The 18,285-nt window shown below is 71.9% G+C and carries 14 protein-coding genes; 8 read left to right on the forward strand and 6 right to left on the reverse strand.

Annotated features, from left to right (window positions below):
- Positions 1 to 105: 105 nt before the first annotated feature.
- A complete protein-coding gene (locus FM110_RS06550; protein WP_087103781.1) occupies positions 106 to 951 on the reverse strand; it encodes a DUF2382 domain-containing protein in 846 nt (281 codons plus the stop codon).
- A 312-nt stretch (positions 952 to 1,263) separates the two neighbouring features.
- On the opposite strand from FM110_RS06550, the gene FM110_RS06555 reads away from it, so the two are divergent.
- Genes FM110_RS06555 through FM110_RS06575 form a run of 5 tightly spaced genes read left to right on the forward strand, consistent with a single transcriptional unit; the run spans position 1,264 to position 4,517 of the window.
- A complete protein-coding gene (locus FM110_RS06555) occupies positions 1,264 to 2,181 on the forward strand; it encodes a PPK2 family polyphosphate kinase (protein WP_087103818.1) in 918 nt (305 codons plus the stop codon).
- A 43-nt stretch (positions 2,182 to 2,224) separates the two neighbouring features.
- Entirely contained in the window at positions 2,225 to 2,722 is a 498-nt protein-coding gene (gene tpx / locus FM110_RS06560; protein ID WP_087103783.1) for a thiol peroxidase, read from the forward strand.
- A complete protein-coding gene (locus FM110_RS06565) occupies positions 2,719 to 3,102 on the forward strand; it encodes a DUF488 domain-containing protein (RefSeq protein WP_087103785.1) in 384 nt (127 codons plus the stop codon). Before tpx ends, FM110_RS06565 begins: the two co-directional genes overlap by 4 nt.
- A gap of 16 nt (positions 3,103 to 3,118) precedes the next feature.
- Positions 3,119 to 3,973, forward strand: coding sequence for a sulfite exporter TauE/SafE family protein (locus FM110_RS06570; RefSeq protein WP_087103787.1), 855 nt, complete (start codon positions 3,119 to 3,121; stop codon positions 3,971 to 3,973).
- Between the two features lies 1 nt (position 3,974).
- Entirely contained in the window at positions 3,975 to 4,517 is a 543-nt protein-coding gene (locus tag FM110_RS06575; protein WP_200810187.1) for a DUF488 domain-containing protein, read from the forward strand.
- Between the two features lie 9 nt (positions 4,518 to 4,526).
- Here FM110_RS06575 and FM110_RS06580 read toward each other — a convergent pair whose 3' ends face one another.
- A complete protein-coding gene (locus FM110_RS06580; protein WP_234991973.1) occupies positions 4,527 to 5,336 on the reverse strand; it encodes an alpha/beta fold hydrolase in 810 nt (269 codons plus the stop codon).
- Positions 5,337 to 5,665: 329 nt separating this feature from the next.
- The gene (locus FM110_RS06585; protein WP_087103791.1) at positions 5,666 to 7,906 is read right to left on the reverse strand and encodes an NADP-dependent isocitrate dehydrogenase; all 2,241 of its coding nucleotides are present in this window, start codon (positions 7,904 to 7,906) and stop codon (positions 5,666 to 5,668) included.
- A gap of 216 nt (positions 7,907 to 8,122) precedes the next feature.
- On the opposite strand from FM110_RS06585, the gene FM110_RS06590 reads away from it, so the two are divergent.
- Positions 8,123 to 9,364, forward strand: a complete 1,242-nt coding sequence (locus tag FM110_RS06590) for an acyl-CoA dehydrogenase family protein (protein ID WP_087103793.1) — start codon at positions 8,123 to 8,125, stop codon at positions 9,362 to 9,364.
- A gap of 244 nt (positions 9,365 to 9,608) precedes the next feature.
- On the opposite strand, the gene FM110_RS06595 is transcribed toward FM110_RS06590, so the two are convergent.
- A complete protein-coding gene (locus tag FM110_RS06595; RefSeq protein WP_087103796.1) occupies positions 9,609 to 10,637 on the reverse strand; it encodes a 6-phosphofructokinase in 1,029 nt (342 codons plus the stop codon).
- A 295-nt stretch (positions 10,638 to 10,932) separates the two neighbouring features.
- Here FM110_RS06595 and FM110_RS06600 point away from each other — a divergent pair, with 295 nt between their 5' ends.
- Positions 10,933 to 12,480 carry an amino acid permease gene (locus FM110_RS06600; RefSeq protein WP_087103798.1) on the forward strand — a complete coding sequence of 516 codons (1,548 nt, stop codon included), beginning with the start codon at positions 10,933 to 10,935 and terminating at the stop codon, positions 12,478 to 12,480.
- Between the two features lie 149 nt (positions 12,481 to 12,629).
- On the opposite strand, the gene FM110_RS06605 is transcribed toward FM110_RS06600, so the two are convergent.
- Both FM110_RS06605 and pgi read right to left on the reverse strand, forming a co-directional pair.
- On the reverse strand, positions 12,630 to 14,003 hold the full coding sequence (locus FM110_RS06605; protein WP_087103799.1) for a nucleobase:cation symporter-2 family protein: 1,374 nt from the start codon (positions 14,001 to 14,003) through the stop codon (positions 12,630 to 12,632).
- A gap of 304 nt (positions 14,004 to 14,307) precedes the next feature.
- Positions 14,308 to 16,026, reverse strand: a complete 1,719-nt coding sequence (gene pgi / locus FM110_RS06610; protein ID WP_087103801.1) for a glucose-6-phosphate isomerase — start codon at positions 16,024 to 16,026, stop codon at positions 14,308 to 14,310.
- A 260-nt stretch (positions 16,027 to 16,286) separates the two neighbouring features.
- Between pgi and FM110_RS06615 the strand changes: the two genes are divergently transcribed.
- The gene (locus tag FM110_RS06615; protein WP_234991976.1) at positions 16,287 to 17,936 is read left to right on the forward strand and encodes a peptide ABC transporter substrate-binding protein; all 1,650 of its coding nucleotides are present in this window, start codon (positions 16,287 to 16,289) and stop codon (positions 17,934 to 17,936) included.
- The last annotated feature ends 349 nt before the right edge of the window (positions 17,937 to 18,285 follow it).

The following is an 18,285-nucleotide window of genomic DNA, read 5'->3' on the forward strand; positions in this document are numbered from 1 at the left end:
GGTGGACGGGACGCAGGGAGGGCCCCGACCATGGCGGTCGGGGCCCTCCGGGTCAGCCCCTCACGGGACCGGTGCGATGGATCGCCATCGCGTGCAGGCTGCGGCTCAGATGCGGTCGCGGCCGTCGCGATCGGCGTCGGTGCGGGCGTTCTGCACGCCGTCGACGTCGACCTCCTCGTGGGCGACCTCGGTGCGGACCGTCTCGGTGTCCTCGACGGTGCGCTTGCCCAGGCTCACGTTCTCCGTGGCGACGGTCTCCTTGTTGATGACGGGGCGCTCCTCGCTGAGGGTCACCTCGACCTCCTCCTCGCCCACGCGGCCGGCGTCGCGGCCGGTCGCGGGCTCGCGCTCGAGGACGACCTCCTCGCGCTGCACGGGGACCTCGACCTGCTCGATGTCGGTCACGACGTACTTGCGCAGGCGGGCCTTGCCGGTCTGCTGGCGCTCGGTGCCGACCACGACCTTCTCCTCGTGGAGGGTCACGCCGTCGGCGTCCTTCCCGGCGCGGTCGCGGTCCAGATCGCGGTCGCGGTCGGTGCCGACGTCCGTGCCCGCGGTGCCGGCGGGGGCGGCGTCGCGGTCGCGGTCGCCCAGGCCGTCGCGGTCGGTGCCGCGGCCGGTGGCGGCGGTGCCGCGGTCATCGGCGACGCCGTAGTAGCGGTAGAGCTCCTCCTCCTGCTGGGCGGAGATCTCGCCGTCCTCGTCGACGTGGGGGGCGTCCTTGATGAAGGACTTCTCGTAGGGGACGGTGATGACGACGCCGGAGAACGTCGCCTCGGCGAGCGGGATGAAGGTCTCCTTGGTGCCGAAGAGGCCGGTGTTGACCGTGACCCACGACGGCTCCTGGCTGTCGTTGGTGAGGTAGACCTGGCCGACCTTGCCGACCTTGGTGCCGGTGGAGTCGACGACCTCGGCGCGCTGGAGGTCCTGGATGCTGCCGCTGAAAGCCATGGGGGATTCCTTTCGTTGGCGGTTCGTATCCCGCTGGCGGCGGGGTTCCGGCGGGCTCATCGGGAGGGATCCCGGGGCCGCCGGTGCCGCTGGCGAGGACTGCGGATCGAAGGTAACGGCGGTCACCGGGAACGTGCCCAGAGAGCATCCAGGGGACGTGGGGATTCGGGGGTGACGGCGGTTCTGACCTGTGGGAATGCGGATTCGCGACCGCGTGGTCGGCGATTCCTACCCCCTGGTCGGCCCGACCTCGCAGAGCGGGCGAAACGGGCGATCCCCTCGTTCGTCGGGGTGTCCGACTACGGTGTCCGCATGAACCGCTCGACGAAGGACGACACCACGACCGCGCGCCGCTCGGCGAAGGATCAGGCCGAGAAGCATGGCGGCGAGGACGGCGCCCTCGGTGTGCGCATCGCCCCGGGAAGCACGGTCGACGTGACCGCGATCGATCCGGGCTCCACGCCCGGCGTCGACCAGGACAAGGAGGAGGGGGAGAAGGCGCTCGCCGAGGGGGCCGAGAAGCTCTCCGAGGTGCAGGAGCGCCTGTTCGCCGCCGCCCACGGCACCGAGGACGGCCCCGCGGTGCTGCTCGTCGTGCAGGGCATGGACACCTCGGGCAAGGGCGGGATCATGCGCCACGTGGTCGGCGCCGTCGACCCCCAGGGCGTGGATATCACCGCCTTCAAGGCCCCCACGGACGAGGAGAAGAAGCACGACGTCCTCTGGCGCATCGAGCCCCATGCGCCCGCGCCGGGCATGATCGCCGTCTTCGACCGCTCCCACTACGAGGACGTCCTCATCCACCGCGTCCACGGCTGGGCCGACGAGGCCGAGATCGAGCGCCGGTACCGGGCGATCGACGACTTTGAGCGCGGACTCGTCGAGCGCGGGACGCGGATCGTCAAGATCATGCTCCACATCTCGCGCCAGGAGCAGGGGGAGCGGCTGCTCGAGCGCCTCGAGCGCGAGGACAAGCACTGGAAGTTCAACCCGGGCGACATCGACGAGCGCGCGAAGTGGGACGACTACATGGAGGCGTACTCCCGTGCGCTCACGGCGACGTCGACGGAGCACGCGCCGTGGATCGTCGTCCCCGCCGACGCCAAGTGGTACGCGCGCCTGGCCGTGCAGGACCGCCTGCTCGCGGCGCTGCGGGAGATCGATCCCCAGTGGCCGGCCGCGGACTTCGATGTCGCCGAGCAGACGGAGCGCCTGCGCGCGACGCTCTGAGCTCCGGTTGTGCGCCCGGCGGCGGACGCGACAGGATGGCCCCATGGCTGACATCACCTTCCAGGGTTCCCCCGTCCGCACCGTCGGCGATCTCCCCGCCGCCGGCACCTCCGCCCCCGCCTTCGAGCTCGTCGGCGGTGACCTCGGCGCCGTCTCCTCGGCCGACCTCGCCGGCCGTCGCGTCGTCCTGAACATCTTCCCGAGCGTCGACACCGGCGTCTGCGCGATGAGCGTGCGCCGCTTCAACGAGCTCGCGAGCACTCTCGACGACACGACCGTCGTGTGCGTCTCGAAGGACCTGCCGTTCGCCCAGGCTCGGTTCTGCGGCGCCGAGGGCATCGAGAACGTCGTCATGGGCTCGGCGTTCCGCTCGAGCTTCGGCGAGGACTACGGCGTGACCATGGCCGACGGCCCCCTCGAGGGCCTGCTGTCGCGCGCGGTCGTCGTCCTCGACGCCGACGGGACCGTCCTCCACGCCCAGCAGGTGCCCGAGACCGGTGAGGAGCCCGACTACGACGCGGCGCTCGCCGCTCTGCGGTGACAGGACGCGCCGCCCCGAGCATCGACGTCGCCCGTGCCCGGGACCTCCTCGATGACGGAGGACCGGGCGGGGGCGACGCCCGCTTCCTCATCGACCGCCTCTGGCCGCGCGGCATCCGCAAGGACCGACTGGCCCTGACCGGATGGCCGAAGGCGGCGACGCCCAGCACCGAGCTGCGGCAGGCCTACCACCACGGCGAGATCGACCACGACGAGTTCGCGCGCCGCTATCGCGCCGAGCTCGAGGACTCCGGGGCCGCCGGGGACCTGCTCGAGCAGGCCGCTGACGCCACCACGATCACCCTGGTCACGGCCGTGCGCGACCTCGAGAGCAGCCACGTGCCGATCCTCGTCGCCGCGCTCGAGGAGGCCGCACGATGACCGGTCGCCGCAGCGGATGAGCCTCGGCGCGCTCGCCGTCCTGCTGCTCATGGGCACGCTGGCCGGCATGATCAACGCCGCCGTCGGCTCCGGCTCGCTGCTGACGCTGCCGGTGCTGCTGGCGCTCGGCGTCGCCCCCGGCACCGCGGTGCGCACCAACACCCTCGGCATCCTCTTCTCGACCGTCGGCTCCGTCGCCGGGTACCGCCGGGAGATCGCCGCCGAGAGAGCCGCCCATCGGATCGGCCCGCTGCTCGCGACCACGCTCGTCTGCTCGGCGCTCGGCTCCTGCCTCCTGCTGGTCTCGCCGAGCGAGGCCCTCGACGTCGTCGTGCCGGTGCTCATCGTCCTCGCGCTCGTGCTCGTCGTCTCCCAGAAGCGCATCACCCGTGCGATCGCCGCGCTGCGCGAGCGCCGGAGCGCGCGGGCGGGTGTCGCGGAGGGTGCGCCGGGCGGTGCCGAGGGCGCGCGGGAGGGCGGTGCCGAGGGCGCGCGAGGCGGCGTGTACACCTCGCCGGCGCTGCTCGCCTCGATGGGCGTCGCCTCGATGTATGGCGGCTACTTCACCGCGGCCCAGGGGATCCTGTACCTGGGCGTGCTGGGCGCGTTCACCGGGCGCGCCATGACCAGCATCAACGCGATGAAGAACCTGCTGAGCCTGCTCGTCAACGCGACCGCGGTGGCGGTCTACCTCGCCGCGCACTGGATCTGGGGCGCGCCGATCGTGTGGGAGGCGGCGGCCGCGATCGCCGTCGGCGCGCTCGCGGGCGGCTACGGCGGCTCGCATCTGGCCAAGCGCCTCCCCGAGTCCGCGATGCGCGGCGTGATCGTGGTGGTCGCGCTCGTCGCCCTCGTCCGGCAGGTGCTGTGACGTGCCCGCGCTGATCACCGTCGGTCACGGCAGACTGGACCGCGAGGACCTCGCGGCGCTGCTCACCGGTGCAGGCATCGAGTACCTCATCGATGTGCGCCGCTTCCCCGGGTCCCGCACGAACGACGCCGCGGCGAAGGGTGCTGTCCCCGAGCTGTGCGCCGAGGCCGGTGTCGCCTACCGCTGGGACGAGCGGCTGGGTGGCAGACGACACCTGACGAAGGACCAGGATGCGGCCTCGCCGGACACCTGGTGGCGGGTCGCCGCCTTCCGCGCCTACGCCGCCCATACCCGGACGCCGGAGTTCCGCGCCGGGTTCGACGACCTCCTGACCGCCATGGGCGACTCCCGCACCGCGATCCTGTGCTCGGAATCGGTGTGGTGGCGCTGCCACCGACGGATCATCGCCGATGTCGCCATGCTGGAGGCCGGAGCCGAGGGCATGCACCTGATGCATGATGGGAGGCTGCAGCCTGCGGAGCCGAGCGAGGGCGCGCGCCTCGGTGCCGACGGGCGTGTGGTATGGGACGGCGCCGACCGCTGAGAGCAGTCGTCACCCCTCCCGCAGGAGCGGGAGCACCTCGTCGAGGACCGGCCCTGCGGGTGAGAGCGTCCCGCCGTGCGTGCGTCCGGGCAGCGGGACGAAACGCCCCCGCGGCATGACGGCGGCGGCGTGGCGGGACTCATCACAGCGCGGCTGATCGCGGGTCCCGGCCATCCACAGTGCGGGCGCCTCGCAGGCGACCAGGCGCGCATCGTCGATCCCGGGCGTCGCATCGGTGGCCTCGAAGAGCGCCGCCATCGCGAGGGGATCGGCCGCGAGGAAGGCCTGGCGGGTCGCGGCGCGCCGCCGGTCCGTCGTCTCCGGTCCCAGGCCCTGCCCGGCGCAGAACGCCTCCATCCCGCCGGCGCGCAGGGCATCGAGCACGCCGGGGAAGAACACGGTCTCGAGCGCTCCGGACTGCGCGGCCGCGGAGCCGCCGAGGGACACCAGGCGGTCGACCCGCTCGGGCACCGTCACCGCTGCGGTGACCGCGATCCGGGCGCCGAGCGAGTAGCCCAGCAGGTGCGCGCGCTCGATCCCGGCATGGTCGAGGACCGCGAGCAGGTCCGCGACGAGCACCTCCTGCGTATACGCCGCCGCCTCGTGCGGACGCCCCGAGCGGCCGTGCCCGCGCACGTCGATGCGCACGACCGGGCGCTCGGCGGCGAGCGGCGCCAGGTAGCCGAGCCCGCGCCAGATCGCGCGGGTGAGGACCGAGCCGTGCAGGAGGACGACGGGCCTCGCATCAGAGGCGGCCCCTGTCGCTGGCCGCGTCAGGTCGTAGGCGAGGTCGATGCCGTCGACGGGGGAGGGGATCACCTGCACGGGATGCGGGGCCTTTCCAGAGGGGTGCGGACGGAGGGGCGAGGGATGGAGAACACGCGGGGCGCGGAAGGGGAGAGGACCAGCCCAGGGGTCGGAGGGCGGACGGAGCGGAGGACGGATGGAGTGGAGAGCTGACGACCCAGGAGGGGCCGGGAGGGATGACGGCGCCGCCCCGCCGCCGGGAGGGCGACGGGGCGGCGCGCAGGGGTGCGGCGGCTCGACGGCGAGGGCTCACCGAAGAACGCACAGCGGAGCGCCCCGAGGGGAATGCCCAGCCGTGAACGCCGGGCGAGCCGTTCAGAGCCGAACGCCGGGAGACCCGTTCAGAGCGCGGTCGCGATCGCATCGATGATCGCGTTGAGCGTGGCCGAGGGGCGCATGACCGCGGCGGTCTTCTCCGGGGCCGGACGGTAGTAGCCGCCGATGTCCGCGGGCCTGCCCTGCACGGCCAGGAGCTCCTCCATGATCATGTGCTCCTTCTCGGCGAGCTCGGCCGACAGGCGCGCGAACGCCTGCGCGAGCTCCGCGTCCTCGGTCTGCTGGGCGAGCTCGCGCGCCCAGTGCAGCGCGAGGCAGAAGTGGCTGCCGCGGTTGTCGATGGTCCCGAGCTTGCGCTGCGGCGACTGGCCCTTCTCCAGCAGGGTGCCGGTCGCCCGGTCGAGCGCGTCGGCGATCACCGCGGCGCGCGGATTGTCGGCCGCGCGCGAGAGGTGGCGCAGCGACTCGGCCAGCGCGAGGAACTCGCCGAGGGAGTCCCAGCGCAGATAGTCCTCGGCGATCAGCTGCTGGACGTGCTTGGGGGCGCTGCCGCCGGCGCCGGTCTCGAAGAGGCCGCCGCCGTTCATCAGCGGGACCACCGAGAGCATCTTCGCGGAGGTGCCCAGCTCGAGGATCGGGAACAAGTCGGTGTTGTAGTCGCGCAGCACGTTGCCGGTCACCGAGATAGTGTCCTCGCCGCGGCGGATCCGCTCGATCGACGTGCGGCACGCCTCGACAGGCGCGGCGATCGTGATGTCCAGGCCCTCGGTGTCGTGGTCGGCCAGGTACCGCTCGACCAGCCCGATGAGGTTGCGGTCGTGCGCGCGCTCGGGGTCCAGCCAGAAGATCGCCGGGGTCTGCGACAGGCGGGCGCGCTCGACGGCCAGGCGCACCCAGTCGCGGATCGGGGCGTCCTTGGTCTGGCACGCGCGCCAGATGTCCCCGGCCTCGACGTCGTGGCTCATGAGGACGTCGCCGGCGGCATTCACGACCTCGACGCGGCCGTCGCGGTCGATCTCGAACGTCTTGTCGTGGCTGCCGTACTCCTCGGCCTTCTGCGCCATGAGGCCCACGTTCGGGACCGAGCCCATCGTCGCCGGGTCGAAGGCCCCGTGCGCGCGGCAGTCCTCGATCACGGCCTGGTACACGCCCGCGTAGGAGGAGTCGGGGATGACGGCGAGGGTGTCCTGCTCCTCGCCGTCGGCGTTCCACATGTGGCCCGAGGTGCGGATCATCGCGGGCATCGAGGCGTCGACGATCACGTCGCTGGGCACGTGCAGGTTGGTGATGCCCTTATCGGAGTCGACCATCGCCAGCGCCGGGCCGGAGGCGAGCTCCTCCTCGAAGGAGGCCTTGATCGCGTCTCCGTCCGCGAGGCCGTCGAGCCCGGCGAAGATCCCGGCGAGGCCGTTGTTCGCGGACAGTCCGGCGGCCTCGAGGGCCGCCCCGTGGGCCTCGAAGGTGCGGGGGAAGAAGGCGCGGACCACGTGGCCGAAGATGATCGGGTCGGACACCTTCATCATCGTGGCCTTCAGGTGCGCCGAGAACAGGACGCCCTCGGCCTCGGCCCGCTCGACCTGCTCGGCCAGGAACGCGTCGAGCGCCCGGGCGCTGAGGCGCGCGGCGTCGACGACCTCGCCGGCGAGGACCCCCAGGCCGGTCTTCAGCTCGGTGGTCTCGCCGTCGGCGCCGACCAGGCGGATCGTGAGCGTGTCGGCGGCCGGCATGATGACCGACTGCTCGGAGTGGCGGAAGTCGTCGGCGTCCATCGTCGCGACGTTCGTGCGGGAGTCCGCGGACCACGCGCCCATGCGGTGCGGGTGGGCCTTGGCGAAGTCCTTGACGGCCTTCGGGGCGCGGCGGTCGGAGTTGCCCTCGCGGAGGACGGGGTTCACGGCCGAGCCCTTGACGGCGTCGTAGCGGGCGCGCGCATCGCGCTCGGCGTCGGTCGCAGGGGAGTCCGGGTAGTCGGGCAGGGCGACGCCCTGGCCCTGGAGCTCGGCGATCGCGGCCTTGAGCTGCGGCACCGAGGCGGAGATGTTGGGCAGCTTGATGATGTTGGCCTCGGGGGAGCGTGCGAGCTCGCCGAGCTCCGCGAGGGCGTCGGGGACGCGCTGGTCCTCCGGCAGGAGGTCGGAGAACGCGGCGATGATGCGACCGGCCAGGGAGATGTCGCGGGTCTCGACGTCGATCCCGGCGGTGGCGGAGAACGCCTGGAGGATCGGCAGGAACGAGGCGGTCGCGAGCATCGGCGCCTCGTCGGTGTGGGTGTAGATGATGCGGGACGCGGCGGGATTCGTGGCCATCGGTGGGTGCACTCCTCGTGGTCGGGGCGGGCGCGGAGCCGTCTCGGGGGCGTCGCGCGCGGTGCGCGACTCCGCAACTCCCTTGACGTCAAGACTACCGCGCGGAGGCGCACGGCGGGTCCGGCGGAACGGGGCCGCCAGGAGCCGTCGGACGAGGGCCGGGCGTGCTCGCGGCCGTGCGGTCCGATCCGTTCCGACCCGCGCTAGCGTGGGGACATGAACGCCGATCCCTCCACTGATCCCGCCCGCGATGCTGAGCAGACCGCGCTGGAGCCCGAACGGCTCCTGCCCGATGCCCTGCTGGAGACCTTCCGCGAGCGGGCCGCCGTCTACGACCGCGAGAACCGCTTCTTCGACGAGGACCTTGCCGACCTCCGCGAGCTCGGCTACCTGCGCCTGTTCGTCCCGACCGAGATGGGCGGGCTCGGCGTGAGCCTGCTGCAGGTCACCCGGCTGCAGCGCCGCCTGGCCGGCGCCGCGCCCGCGACGGCACTGGGCATCAACATGCACCTGGTCGTGACCGGCGCCGCCGTCGTCGCGCTGCGGCGCGGGCTCGAGAGTGCGCGGACGATCCTCGAGCAGGCCGCCGCCGGCGAGCTGTTCGCCTTCGGGATCTCCGAGGCGGGCAACGAGGCCATGCTGTTCGACGCCGCGACCACGGCGGCGCCCCGCCAGGACGGCGGCTACGAGCTCACCGGCATCAAGATCTTCACCTCCCTCTCTCCGGCGTGGACCCGCCTCGTGACGCACGCGAAGATCGCGGGTGCGGATGATGCCGCCTCCGATCGCCTCGTCTTCGGGATCCTCGAGCGCGGCGAGGGCGTGGCGTCCCTCGACGACTGGGACACCCACGGCATGCGCGCCTCCCAGTCGTGCACCACGCGCCTGGACGGCGCCGTCATGCCCGCCGAGGCCGTGCTCGCCACCACGCCGGTCGGCCCGAACGGAGAGCCGCTGCCCTTCGGGATCTTCGGCGTGTTCGAGCTGCTGCTCGCCTCGGTGTACATCGGCATCGCCGAGCGCGCCGTGCAGGTCGGCGTCGGCATCGCGACCACGCGGCGCTCGGTCACCCGGGGGATCGTCCACGCCGACGACCCCGACATCCGCCGCCGCCTCGCGCGCGCCGCGATCGGCTGCGACGGCGCAGTGCTGCAGATCGAGAAGGTCGCCTATGACCTCGATGCCCTCGGCGCCGCCCAGGCCGTCCCCGGCGCGACGGACCACGGACCGCGCTGGTCCCTGCACTTCTCGGGCGTGAAGGCGCGCGCGACGGAGGCGGCGATCGCCGCGGTCGACGAGGTGCTGCGCTCCAGCGGCGGGCGCCACTACTCCCGTGGCAGCGAGATCGAGCGCCTCTCCCGCGACGTCCGGGCCGGGATCTACCAGCCCTCCGACGAGGAGTCCGTGCAGTCCTCCTACGCCCGTGCGCTCCTCGGGGAGGTCGGTGCCGAGCGCTGAACCCCGGCAACGACGCCCGCCCCGGTCGCCCTGCTCTACGTGCGACCGTGGACCCGTTGCGGTTCTGACGAGAGGTGGCGCTATAGCGCCAGTGCTCGACATGCAGCGCCTGGCATCGTGAGCGTGGACGACCGCGGACGCTGGCACGGGGCGCGCGATGCCCGGCACGCATGCCGACGCAGGTGCCGGTCGTGCCGCGGGCCGGGCTGCTGCTCGGGCCGCGGCACGGCCCCTCTGCCGCGTGTCAGCCGAAGAGGTCGGCCGCTTCCTCCCAGCGCTCGAGCGGCACCCGCTTGGGGTTGTCGATGGCCTCGGTCAGGGGGACGTCCACGATGTCGGTGCCGCGCAGGGCCACCATGCGGCCCAGCCCGCCGCGGTGCAGCAGGTCCACGACGGCCATGCCGAAGCGGGTCGCGAGCACCCGGTCGAAGCCGGTCGGCTCGCCGCCGCGCTGGATGTGCCCCAGCACGGTCGCGCGCGTCTCGATGCCGGTGCGCTGCTCGATGATCGGCGCGAGGGTCTGGGCGATGCCGCCGAAGCGGGGCCGCCCGAACTCGTCCACGTCGTAGTCGATGAGCCCCTCAGGAGCATCCTTGGGCGTGAAGCCCTCGGCCACGACCACCAGCGGCGCGCGCTTGCGATCCCACGTGGCCTGCACGTACTCGCAGATCTCGTCGATGCTCAGCGGGAACTCGGGGATGCAGATGACGTGGGCGCCCGCGGCCATCCCCGAGTGCAGGGCGATCCAGCCGACGCTGCGGCCCATGACCTCGGCGACCATGCAGCGGTGATGGGACTCGCCGGTGATGCGCAGGCGGTCCAGGGACTCCGTCGCGATCTCGACGGCGGTGTTGAAGCCGAAGGTGTAGTCGGTCGCGTCCAGGTCGTTGTCCACGGTCTTGGGGACGCCGACCACGGGCACCCCCGCCTGGAACAGGCGGTTGGCGGTGTACAGCGTCCCGTCGCCGCCGATCGCGATGATCGCGTCGATGTCATGGGCCTCGAGCGTGCGCTTGACGAGCGCCGCCCCATCGCCGTCGTCGTGGAAGGGGTTCGAGCGGGAGGAGCCGAGGATGGTGCCGCCCAGGCGGCTCAGGCCTTGGACCTTGCGCCGGGGGATGGGCATGATCTCGTCCTCGATCACGCCGCGCCAGCCGTCGAGGAAGCCGATGAACTCGTCCTCATAGGTCTTGTCCCCCTTGCGCACGGCGCCGCGGATGACGGCGTTGAGACCGGGGCAGTCGCCGCCGGAGGTGAGGATGCCGATCTTCATCAGGTGGGTCTCCTTGGAGGGGTCGCAGGGCCGCCACCACTCTACGGACCTACAGGGACGTTGCCGAGGGACCAACGCCGCGACGCGGCGACGCCCCGACGAACGGTCCATGAATACCCGATGGCGCACCTGCGGGGCCGACACGTCGGGGGTCGAGGGGTCGAGGTCGATGGAATGTGCCGTCGTGCGCGGTCGGGAGGGTCTACTCTCCCCCAGTCCGGTGCGCGTGCCCGCGCCCGGAGCGCCGCCGCGGCCACGGCCCCGGCGCGCACGTGATGACCGCAAAGCGGGAGCGATGAGCTCCACTCGCCACGTCCACCAACCGGACGGCACTGCTGTGATTCCGGCCACCATCGCCGAGGAGCTGTCGGAGGAGGGATACGCCAAGACCCTGACCCACCGCCAGGTCACGATGATCGCGATCGGCGGCGCGATCGGCGTCGGCCTGTTCATGGGCGCCGGAGGGCGCCTCGCGAGAGTCGGCCCGGCCCTCATCGGCTCCTACGCCCTCGGCGGGGTCCTCGCCTTCTTCCTCATGCGGGCCATCGGCGAGCTGATCATGTATCGCCGCACCTCGGGCTCGCTCGTCTTCTACGCGGGCGAGTTCTACGGCGCCAAGGGCGCCTTCCTCGCCGGCTGGGCCTACTTCATCAATTGGGGGCTGACGGGCATCGCGGACCTCATCGCGATCGGCCTGTACGTCCAGAACCTGCTGCCGCACCTGCACTGGTTCCTGACCTCCCTCATCGCGCTCGTGCTGCTGGTCACCGCGAACCTGATCTCCGTGAGGGTGTTCGGCGAGCTCGAGTTCTGGGCGTCGGTGATCAAGGTCGTCGCGATCGTCGGCTTCCTGCTCGTGGGCACCGTGCTGGTGCTGATCTCGGCGAAGATCGGCGGGCACGAGGCGGGCCTGCACAACATGACCGCCGTGAACGGCAGCGTGTTCCCCCACGGCGTCGCGGCGATGATCTTCGTGCTGTCGGGCGTCGTGTTCGCCTACAACGGCATCGAGATCATCGGCATCACCGCCGGCGAGATGAAGGACGCGCGCACCGAGGTGCCGCGCGCGATCCGCGCCGTGATCGTGCGCATCGTCGTGTTCTACGTCGGCTCGGTGCTGCTGCTCGCCCTGCTGCTGCCCTCGGACCAGTGCAAGGCGGGCGTCTCCCCGTTCGTGACGGTGTTCCAGCAGCTCGGGACCGGCTGGATGGGCACGGCGATGACGCTCGTCGTCACCACCGCCGCGTTCTCCTCGACCAACTCCGGCCTGTACTCGATCGGTCGCGTGTTCCGCACGATGGCCCACCACGGGCACGCCCCGCAGTGGCTCACGCGGATGGACGCGCGCCACGTGCCCTACGCCTCGATCCTCGCGATCGCCGTGTTCTACCTGGTCGGGCTCGTGGTCGCGTTCCTCGTGACGGGCGGCAAGGGCTCGGGGTCGCTCGCCTTCGATCTCGCGATGGAGACGGCCGCGATCGGCGTGCTCGGGTCCTGGGCGGCGATCTTCTTCTCGGTGATCGCCCTGCGCCGCCTCAAGGGGCGCGAGGCCTCCGAGCTGCCGATGCCCGGCGGCATCCCCGCCGCGGTGATCTCGCTGCTGGCGATCCTCGGCATCGTCGTGCTGATCGCCTTCAACACGGCCACGCTCGAGGACGGCTCGACCTTCCCGATGGGGCTGTGGACGGTCGCCTCGATCCCCGTGTTCGGGGTGCTGCTCGTGATCGGCTGGCAGATCGTCAAGTGTCGCTACCCCGAGCGCCAGGTGCCCGAGTTCTACATCCGCGAGGCGGAGGACGAGGACCGCGCGGTCCGCGAGTTCGCCGCCCAGCAGGGCGCGTGATGCGGAGAGCCTGAGCCCCGCGGGCCCCGTTCGCCCGCCTGCGCCTGTTCCCCGCCTGCACGACGGCCCGGCCCCCTGGGCAGGGGGCCGGGCCGTCGGCGTCTCCGGGCCGTGGTCGCGGAGCAGGGCGCCGCGATCACGGGCGGCGGTCAGGGGTGGTCGTGCGCCCGCGGGGCGATGCCTCCGCGGCCCTTGAGCAGCAGGTTCAGCAGCACGGCGCTGAAGGCCGCCGCGCTCACGCCCGAGCCCAGCACCATCGCCACCAGCGACGGCAGCGAGGCGTAGAGCCCGGGCACGGCGATCGGCATGACCGCGAGGGCCAGGGACACCGCGACGATCATCGTGTCGTGACCGGAGTCGATGTCGTCGCGGCGCGGGGCCTCGCCGATCGTGCGGATGCCCGCCGCCGCGACGGAGCCGAACAGGACGATGCCGGCGCCGCCGAGCACGGGGGTGGGCACGGAGGCGACGACGCGGCCGAGCACCGGCACGAGGCCCAGCAGCACCAGCAGCACGCCGCCCGCGGCCACGGTGAAGCGGGAGCGGACGCGGCTGACGGAGATCAGGCCGATGTTCTGCGCGAACGCCGTGGGCGGGAACGAGTTGAGCAGCGGGGCGACGGCGGTCGCGGCCATGTCGGCGCGCAGTCCGGCGGCGAGGCGCCGGGGCGGCAGTTCCGTGCCCACCACCTTGGTCACGGCGAACAGGTTCGCCATCGTCTCCATCAGCGTCACGATGATGACGACGATCATCGGGATGATCGCCGCGAGATCGAAGGTCGGCGCGCCGAAGGCGAACGGGCGGGGGAGGGCGAGCAGCGAGCCCTCGGCGGCCTGCGAGAAGTCGGCGGCGCCCAGCAGCGCGGCGACGACGGTGCCGATCACGATCCCCAGCAGGATCGCGACGCCGGAGAGGCGGCGGATGCGCGAGAGGACCAGCACGGCGGCGAGCGTGATGAGGGCCAGCAGCAGGTTCTGCGCGCTGCCCGCGCCGGGCGTCCCCTCGGTGCCCATGATCCAGCCGGCCGCGACCGGCAGCAGCGAGATGCCCATGGCCGCGATGATCGTGCCGGTCACGACCGGCGGGAACAGCGGCTGCAGGCGCGAGAAGACGGGGGCCAGCAGGAAGCCGACGACGCCGGCGACGATCACGGCGCCGAAGATCGCGGGCAGGCCGCCGCCGTCGGCGATGATCACGAGCATCGTCGAGACGGCGCCGAAGGTGGTGCCCTGGACCAGCGGCAGGCGGGCACCGATGAACGGCACGCCGAGGGACTGCAGGAGCGTGGTCAGGCCGGAGACGAGCAGCGCGCAGGCCACCAGCAGGCCGACGTCCGCCGTGGACAGGCCGGCGGCCGTGCCGACGATGAGCGGGACGGCCACGACGCCGCCGTACATGGACAGCACGTGCTGGGTGCCGTAGAGGAGGTTGCGGCCGAGGGGGAGGCGGGCGTCCTCGGGGCGGGGGGCCTGCTCGGGGAGCGCGGCGGCCTCGGCCGTCGCGCTCGGTGCGGGAATGGACATGAGCGACAGGGCTCCTCGAGTTTCAGCCCGCGCCTCAGCGGCGCGGGGGACGGGGATCGGGGACGGCACAGCGGTGCCGGGCGCGACGGGATACGGGGATGCGAAAGCGCCCGTCGTGCGGCGACGACGGGCGCTCGTCCGGCAGGCTACGCCCGACCGAGCGGGGCGATGGTGCGCAGGCGGGGCGGTGAGGCCGAGGTCCCCGCCGCGGTCCGTGGCGGTGTCCGCGCCGGCGGTCGTGCCAGGGCCTGGGGCTGGGCCCGGGCCCGCGCCCGTGCGCGGGCCCGGACGCGGGGGACGGGCCTCAGTCCCGCGCGCGGTGAGCGCGGTAGTAGCGGATCAGCTCGGCGGTCGAGGCGTCCTGCGCGGCGATCGCGGCCTCGTCGCCCGCGACGGCCGGGGCCAGGGCGCTCGCGAGCTGCTTGCCCAGCTCGACGCCCCACTGGTCGAAGGGGTTGATGCCCCACACGGTGCCCTGGACGAAGGTGATGTGCTCGTACAGCGCGATGAGCTGGCCCAGCACCGACGGCGTCAGCGCCGGCGCCATGATCGAGGTGGACGGGCGGTTGCCGGAGAACATGCGGGCGGGCACGAGCGCGCCAGTGGTGCCCTCGGCCTCGACCTCCTCGCGGGTCTTGCCGAAGGCCAGCGCCTTGGACTGGGCGAAGAAGTTCGCCAGGAGCAGCTCGTGGACGTCCTGCTCGCCGTCGCGCAGCGGGCGCGCGGGCGTGGCGAAGGCGATGAAGTCCGCCGGGATGATCCGCGTGCCCTGGTGGAGCAGCTGGTAGAAGGCATGCTGCCCGTTGGTGCCGGGCTCGCCCCAGAACACCTCGCCGGTGTCGTAGGAGACCAGCGAGCCGTCCCAGCGCACCGACTTGCCGTTGGACTCCATCGTCAGCTGCTGCAGGTAGGCGGGAAAGCGGTGCAGGTACTGGGAGTACGGCAGCACCGCGTGGGTCTCGGCCTCGAGGAAGTTCACGTTCCAGATGTTGAGCATGCCCATGAGGACGGGCACGTTCTCCGCGAGGGGCGCGGTCGCGAAGTGCTCGTCCATGGTGCGGAAGCCCGCGAGCAGCTCCTCGAAGACGTCGGGGCCGAGCACGACGGCCAGCACGGTGCCGATCGCGGAGTCGACGCTGTAGCGCCCGCCCACCCAGTTCCAGAAGCCGAAGGCGTTGGCGGGGTCGATGCCGAAGTCGGCGACCTTGTCGAGCGCGGTGGAGACGGCCACGAAGTGCTTGGCCACGGCCTCGGCCTCGTCGAACTCGACGCCCTGGGCGCGCAGCGCGTCCAGCAGCCAGGTGCGCACGAGGCGCGCGTTGGTGATCGTCTCGAGCGTCGTGAAGGTCTTGGAGGCGACGATCACGAGGGTGGTCTCGGGATCGAGGTCCTTGGTCGTCTCGTAGGCGTCGGTCGGGTCGATGTTGGAGATGAAGCGGGCCTCGAGAGGAGCCGCGGCGTCGGACCCGGAGCCGGCGTCCGCGTAGGGCTTGAGGGCCTCGTAGACCATGACGGGCCCGAGGTCGGAGCCGCCGATGCCGATGTTCACGACGGTCTCGATGCGCTTGCCGGTCACGCCGGTCCAGGCGCCGGAGCGCACGCTCTGCGCGAACGCGCGGACGCGGCCGAGGACCTCGTGGACATCCGCGTCGACGTCCTGGCCGTCGACCACGAGCGCGGGCTCGATCCCCGCGGGGCGGCGCAGGGCGGTGTGGAGGACGGCGCGGTCCTCGGAGGTGTTGATATGGGCCCCCGCGAGCATGGCGTCGCGGCGCTCCTCGAGGCCCACCTCGCGGGCGAGGTCGAGCAGCAGATCCACGGTCTCGGCGGTGATGAGGTTCTTGGACAGGTCCACGTGCAGGTCCCCCGCCTCGCGCGTGAGGGTGCCGGCGCGCTGCGGATCGGCCGCGAACCATTCGCGGAGGGAGCCGGTCAGGGCGTCCTGGTGCTGGTCGAGCGCGCGCCAGGCGGCGGTCTCGGTGGGGTCAATCGGGGCGGGGACGGCGGATGCGATGTCGGTCATGCCTCCATTGTGGGGGCGCGGAGCATCGCCCTGCCAGGACCGGGGCCCCGGGACGGCGGCCGGTGCTCGTGCAGCGGGGCCTCGGCCGACCGCTCGGCAGGTCACGAACTCGTGTCGATCCGCGCGCCGCGGCGGACGGAGGGGGCCGGAACGGTGCGGGTCTGGCATTCTGCAGTGACCCCCGTCACGCTGCGGCGCGGGGCGGGCGGGTCCGCGCGGTGCCGACCCTGCCCATCGGATGCACGACCTCAGGAGCTCCCATGAACCACCTCACCCGACGCGCGATGATCCTCGGCACGGCGGCGACCGCCGCCTCGGCAGGTCTCCTCACCGCCTGCGGCTCCGGCTCCGGCTCGGGGTCCGGCGCCAGCGACGCCGGGGGAGGGGGAGCGGTCATCCGGGTCGACAGCCGCGAGCCGGAGAATCCGCTGATCCCGACCAACACCTCCGAGCTCGCGGGCGGCGACGTGCTCACCGCCTGCTTCGCGTGCCTGTCCTACTACACGGTCGACGGCACGGTCGCCAACGACGCCGCCGAGTCGATCGAGTCCGAGGACCAGCAGAACTGGACGATCAAGATCAGGTCCGGCCAGACGTTCTCCGACGGCTCCGCGGTCACCGCGAAGTCCTTCGTGGACGCCTGGAACTACGGCGCGCTGGCGACCAACGCCCAGGTGGGGCAGTCGTTCTTCTCGCCCATCGAGGGCTTCGACGCCGTGGCCGCGGAGAATCCGACCGCCGAGACGATGTCGGGCCTGCAGGTGGTCGACGACACCACGTTCACCGTCAAGCTCACCTCCCCGCAGTCGGACTTCCCGCTGCGCCTGGGCTACTGGGCCTACGCGCCGCTGCCCGAGGCGGGTCTGAAGGACATGGAGGCCTTCGGCAAGAAGCCGATCTCCAACGGTCCGTACACGGTCAAGGCCTGGACGAGCAACGAGAGCATCGAGATCGTCAAGAACCCCGACTACGACGGTCCGCGCGCCGCGAAGAACGACGGGGTCACGTTCACCGTGTACCAGGACGTCGAGACCGCCTACAACGATCTCGTCTCGGACGAGCTCGACGTGCTGGGCTCCGTCCCCACGTCGGCCCTGGAGACCTTCGAGGACGAGCTCGGGGACCGCGCGGTCAACCAGCCGGGCGCGACCCTCATCTACATGGGCATCCCGTCGTGGTCCGAGCAGTTCTCCGGCGAGGCCGGGGCTCTGCGGCGGCAGGCGGTCTCGCGGGCGATCGACCGCAAGGCCATCTGCGACGGCCTGTTCTTCGGCACCCGCGTCCCGGCGACGGACTTCGTCGCGCCCGCCGTCAAGGGAGGCGGCGCGACCGATATCCCCGGCGGCGAGGTGCTCCAGTACGACGCCGCGGCCGCCAAGGACCTGTGGGCCCAGGCCGAGGAGATCAGCCCGTCCGGCGGGAAGGTCGCGATGGCCTACAACGCGGACGGCGCCAACAAGGACTGGGTCGAGGCCGTGCTGAACTCGATCAAGAACACCCTGGGCGTGGAGATCGAGCCGCGGCCGTTCCCGTCCTTCGGCGAGTACAAGAAGCTCATCGCGGACCACACGATCGACGTGCCCTTCCGTCAGATCTGGGTCGCGGACTACCCCTCCGCGTTCAACTTCCTGTACCCGCTGTTCGCGACCGACTCGGCCGACGGCAAGGGCGGCAACCAGACCAACTACAAGAACCCCGAGCTCGACGCCCTGCTGGTCGAGATGCAGGAGGCGACCGACGAGGCCGGTGCGCTGGAGAAGGCGAAGGCCGCCCAGGCGATCCTCATGCAGGACCTGCCGCTGATCCCGCTGTGGTACCAGAACAACGTGGGCGGCTACGCCCAGAGCATGTCCGACGTCGAGTTCACCTGGAACGGCTCCGCGCTCTACAGCCAGATGGTCAAGGAGTGAGGTGAGATGAATGAGCTGGCGTCCAGAATCGGTTCAGCAGGGATGTGGTGCGGCGCCGCGAATGATCCGCTCTGAAACCGCACTGCGGCCGTTGTCGCTGGCGGGCGTGCCGTTGTATGCTTGCCGAGCATGTAATTATCAGCAGTTGACCGAGTCGAAACAAAGGAGTTCCAATGGGGTTCTTGGGTAACGTCAGAAGAACGGGTGCCGCGCTTGTGGGCGCGGGACTGCTGTCAGCAAGTCTTGTCCTCGGAGGTGGGATCCCGGCGTTCGCTGCAAATTCTGGGCCATGCGGCGGTACGGCGCGAATCGTCGGAACCCGGAGCGGCTGGACCTATACCGCCAAGAA

It is taken from the genome of Brachybacterium nesterenkovii (genome assembly GCF_900163655.1).
Taxonomy (GTDB): domain Bacteria; phylum Actinomycetota; class Actinomycetes; order Actinomycetales; family Dermabacteraceae; genus Brachybacterium; species Brachybacterium nesterenkovii.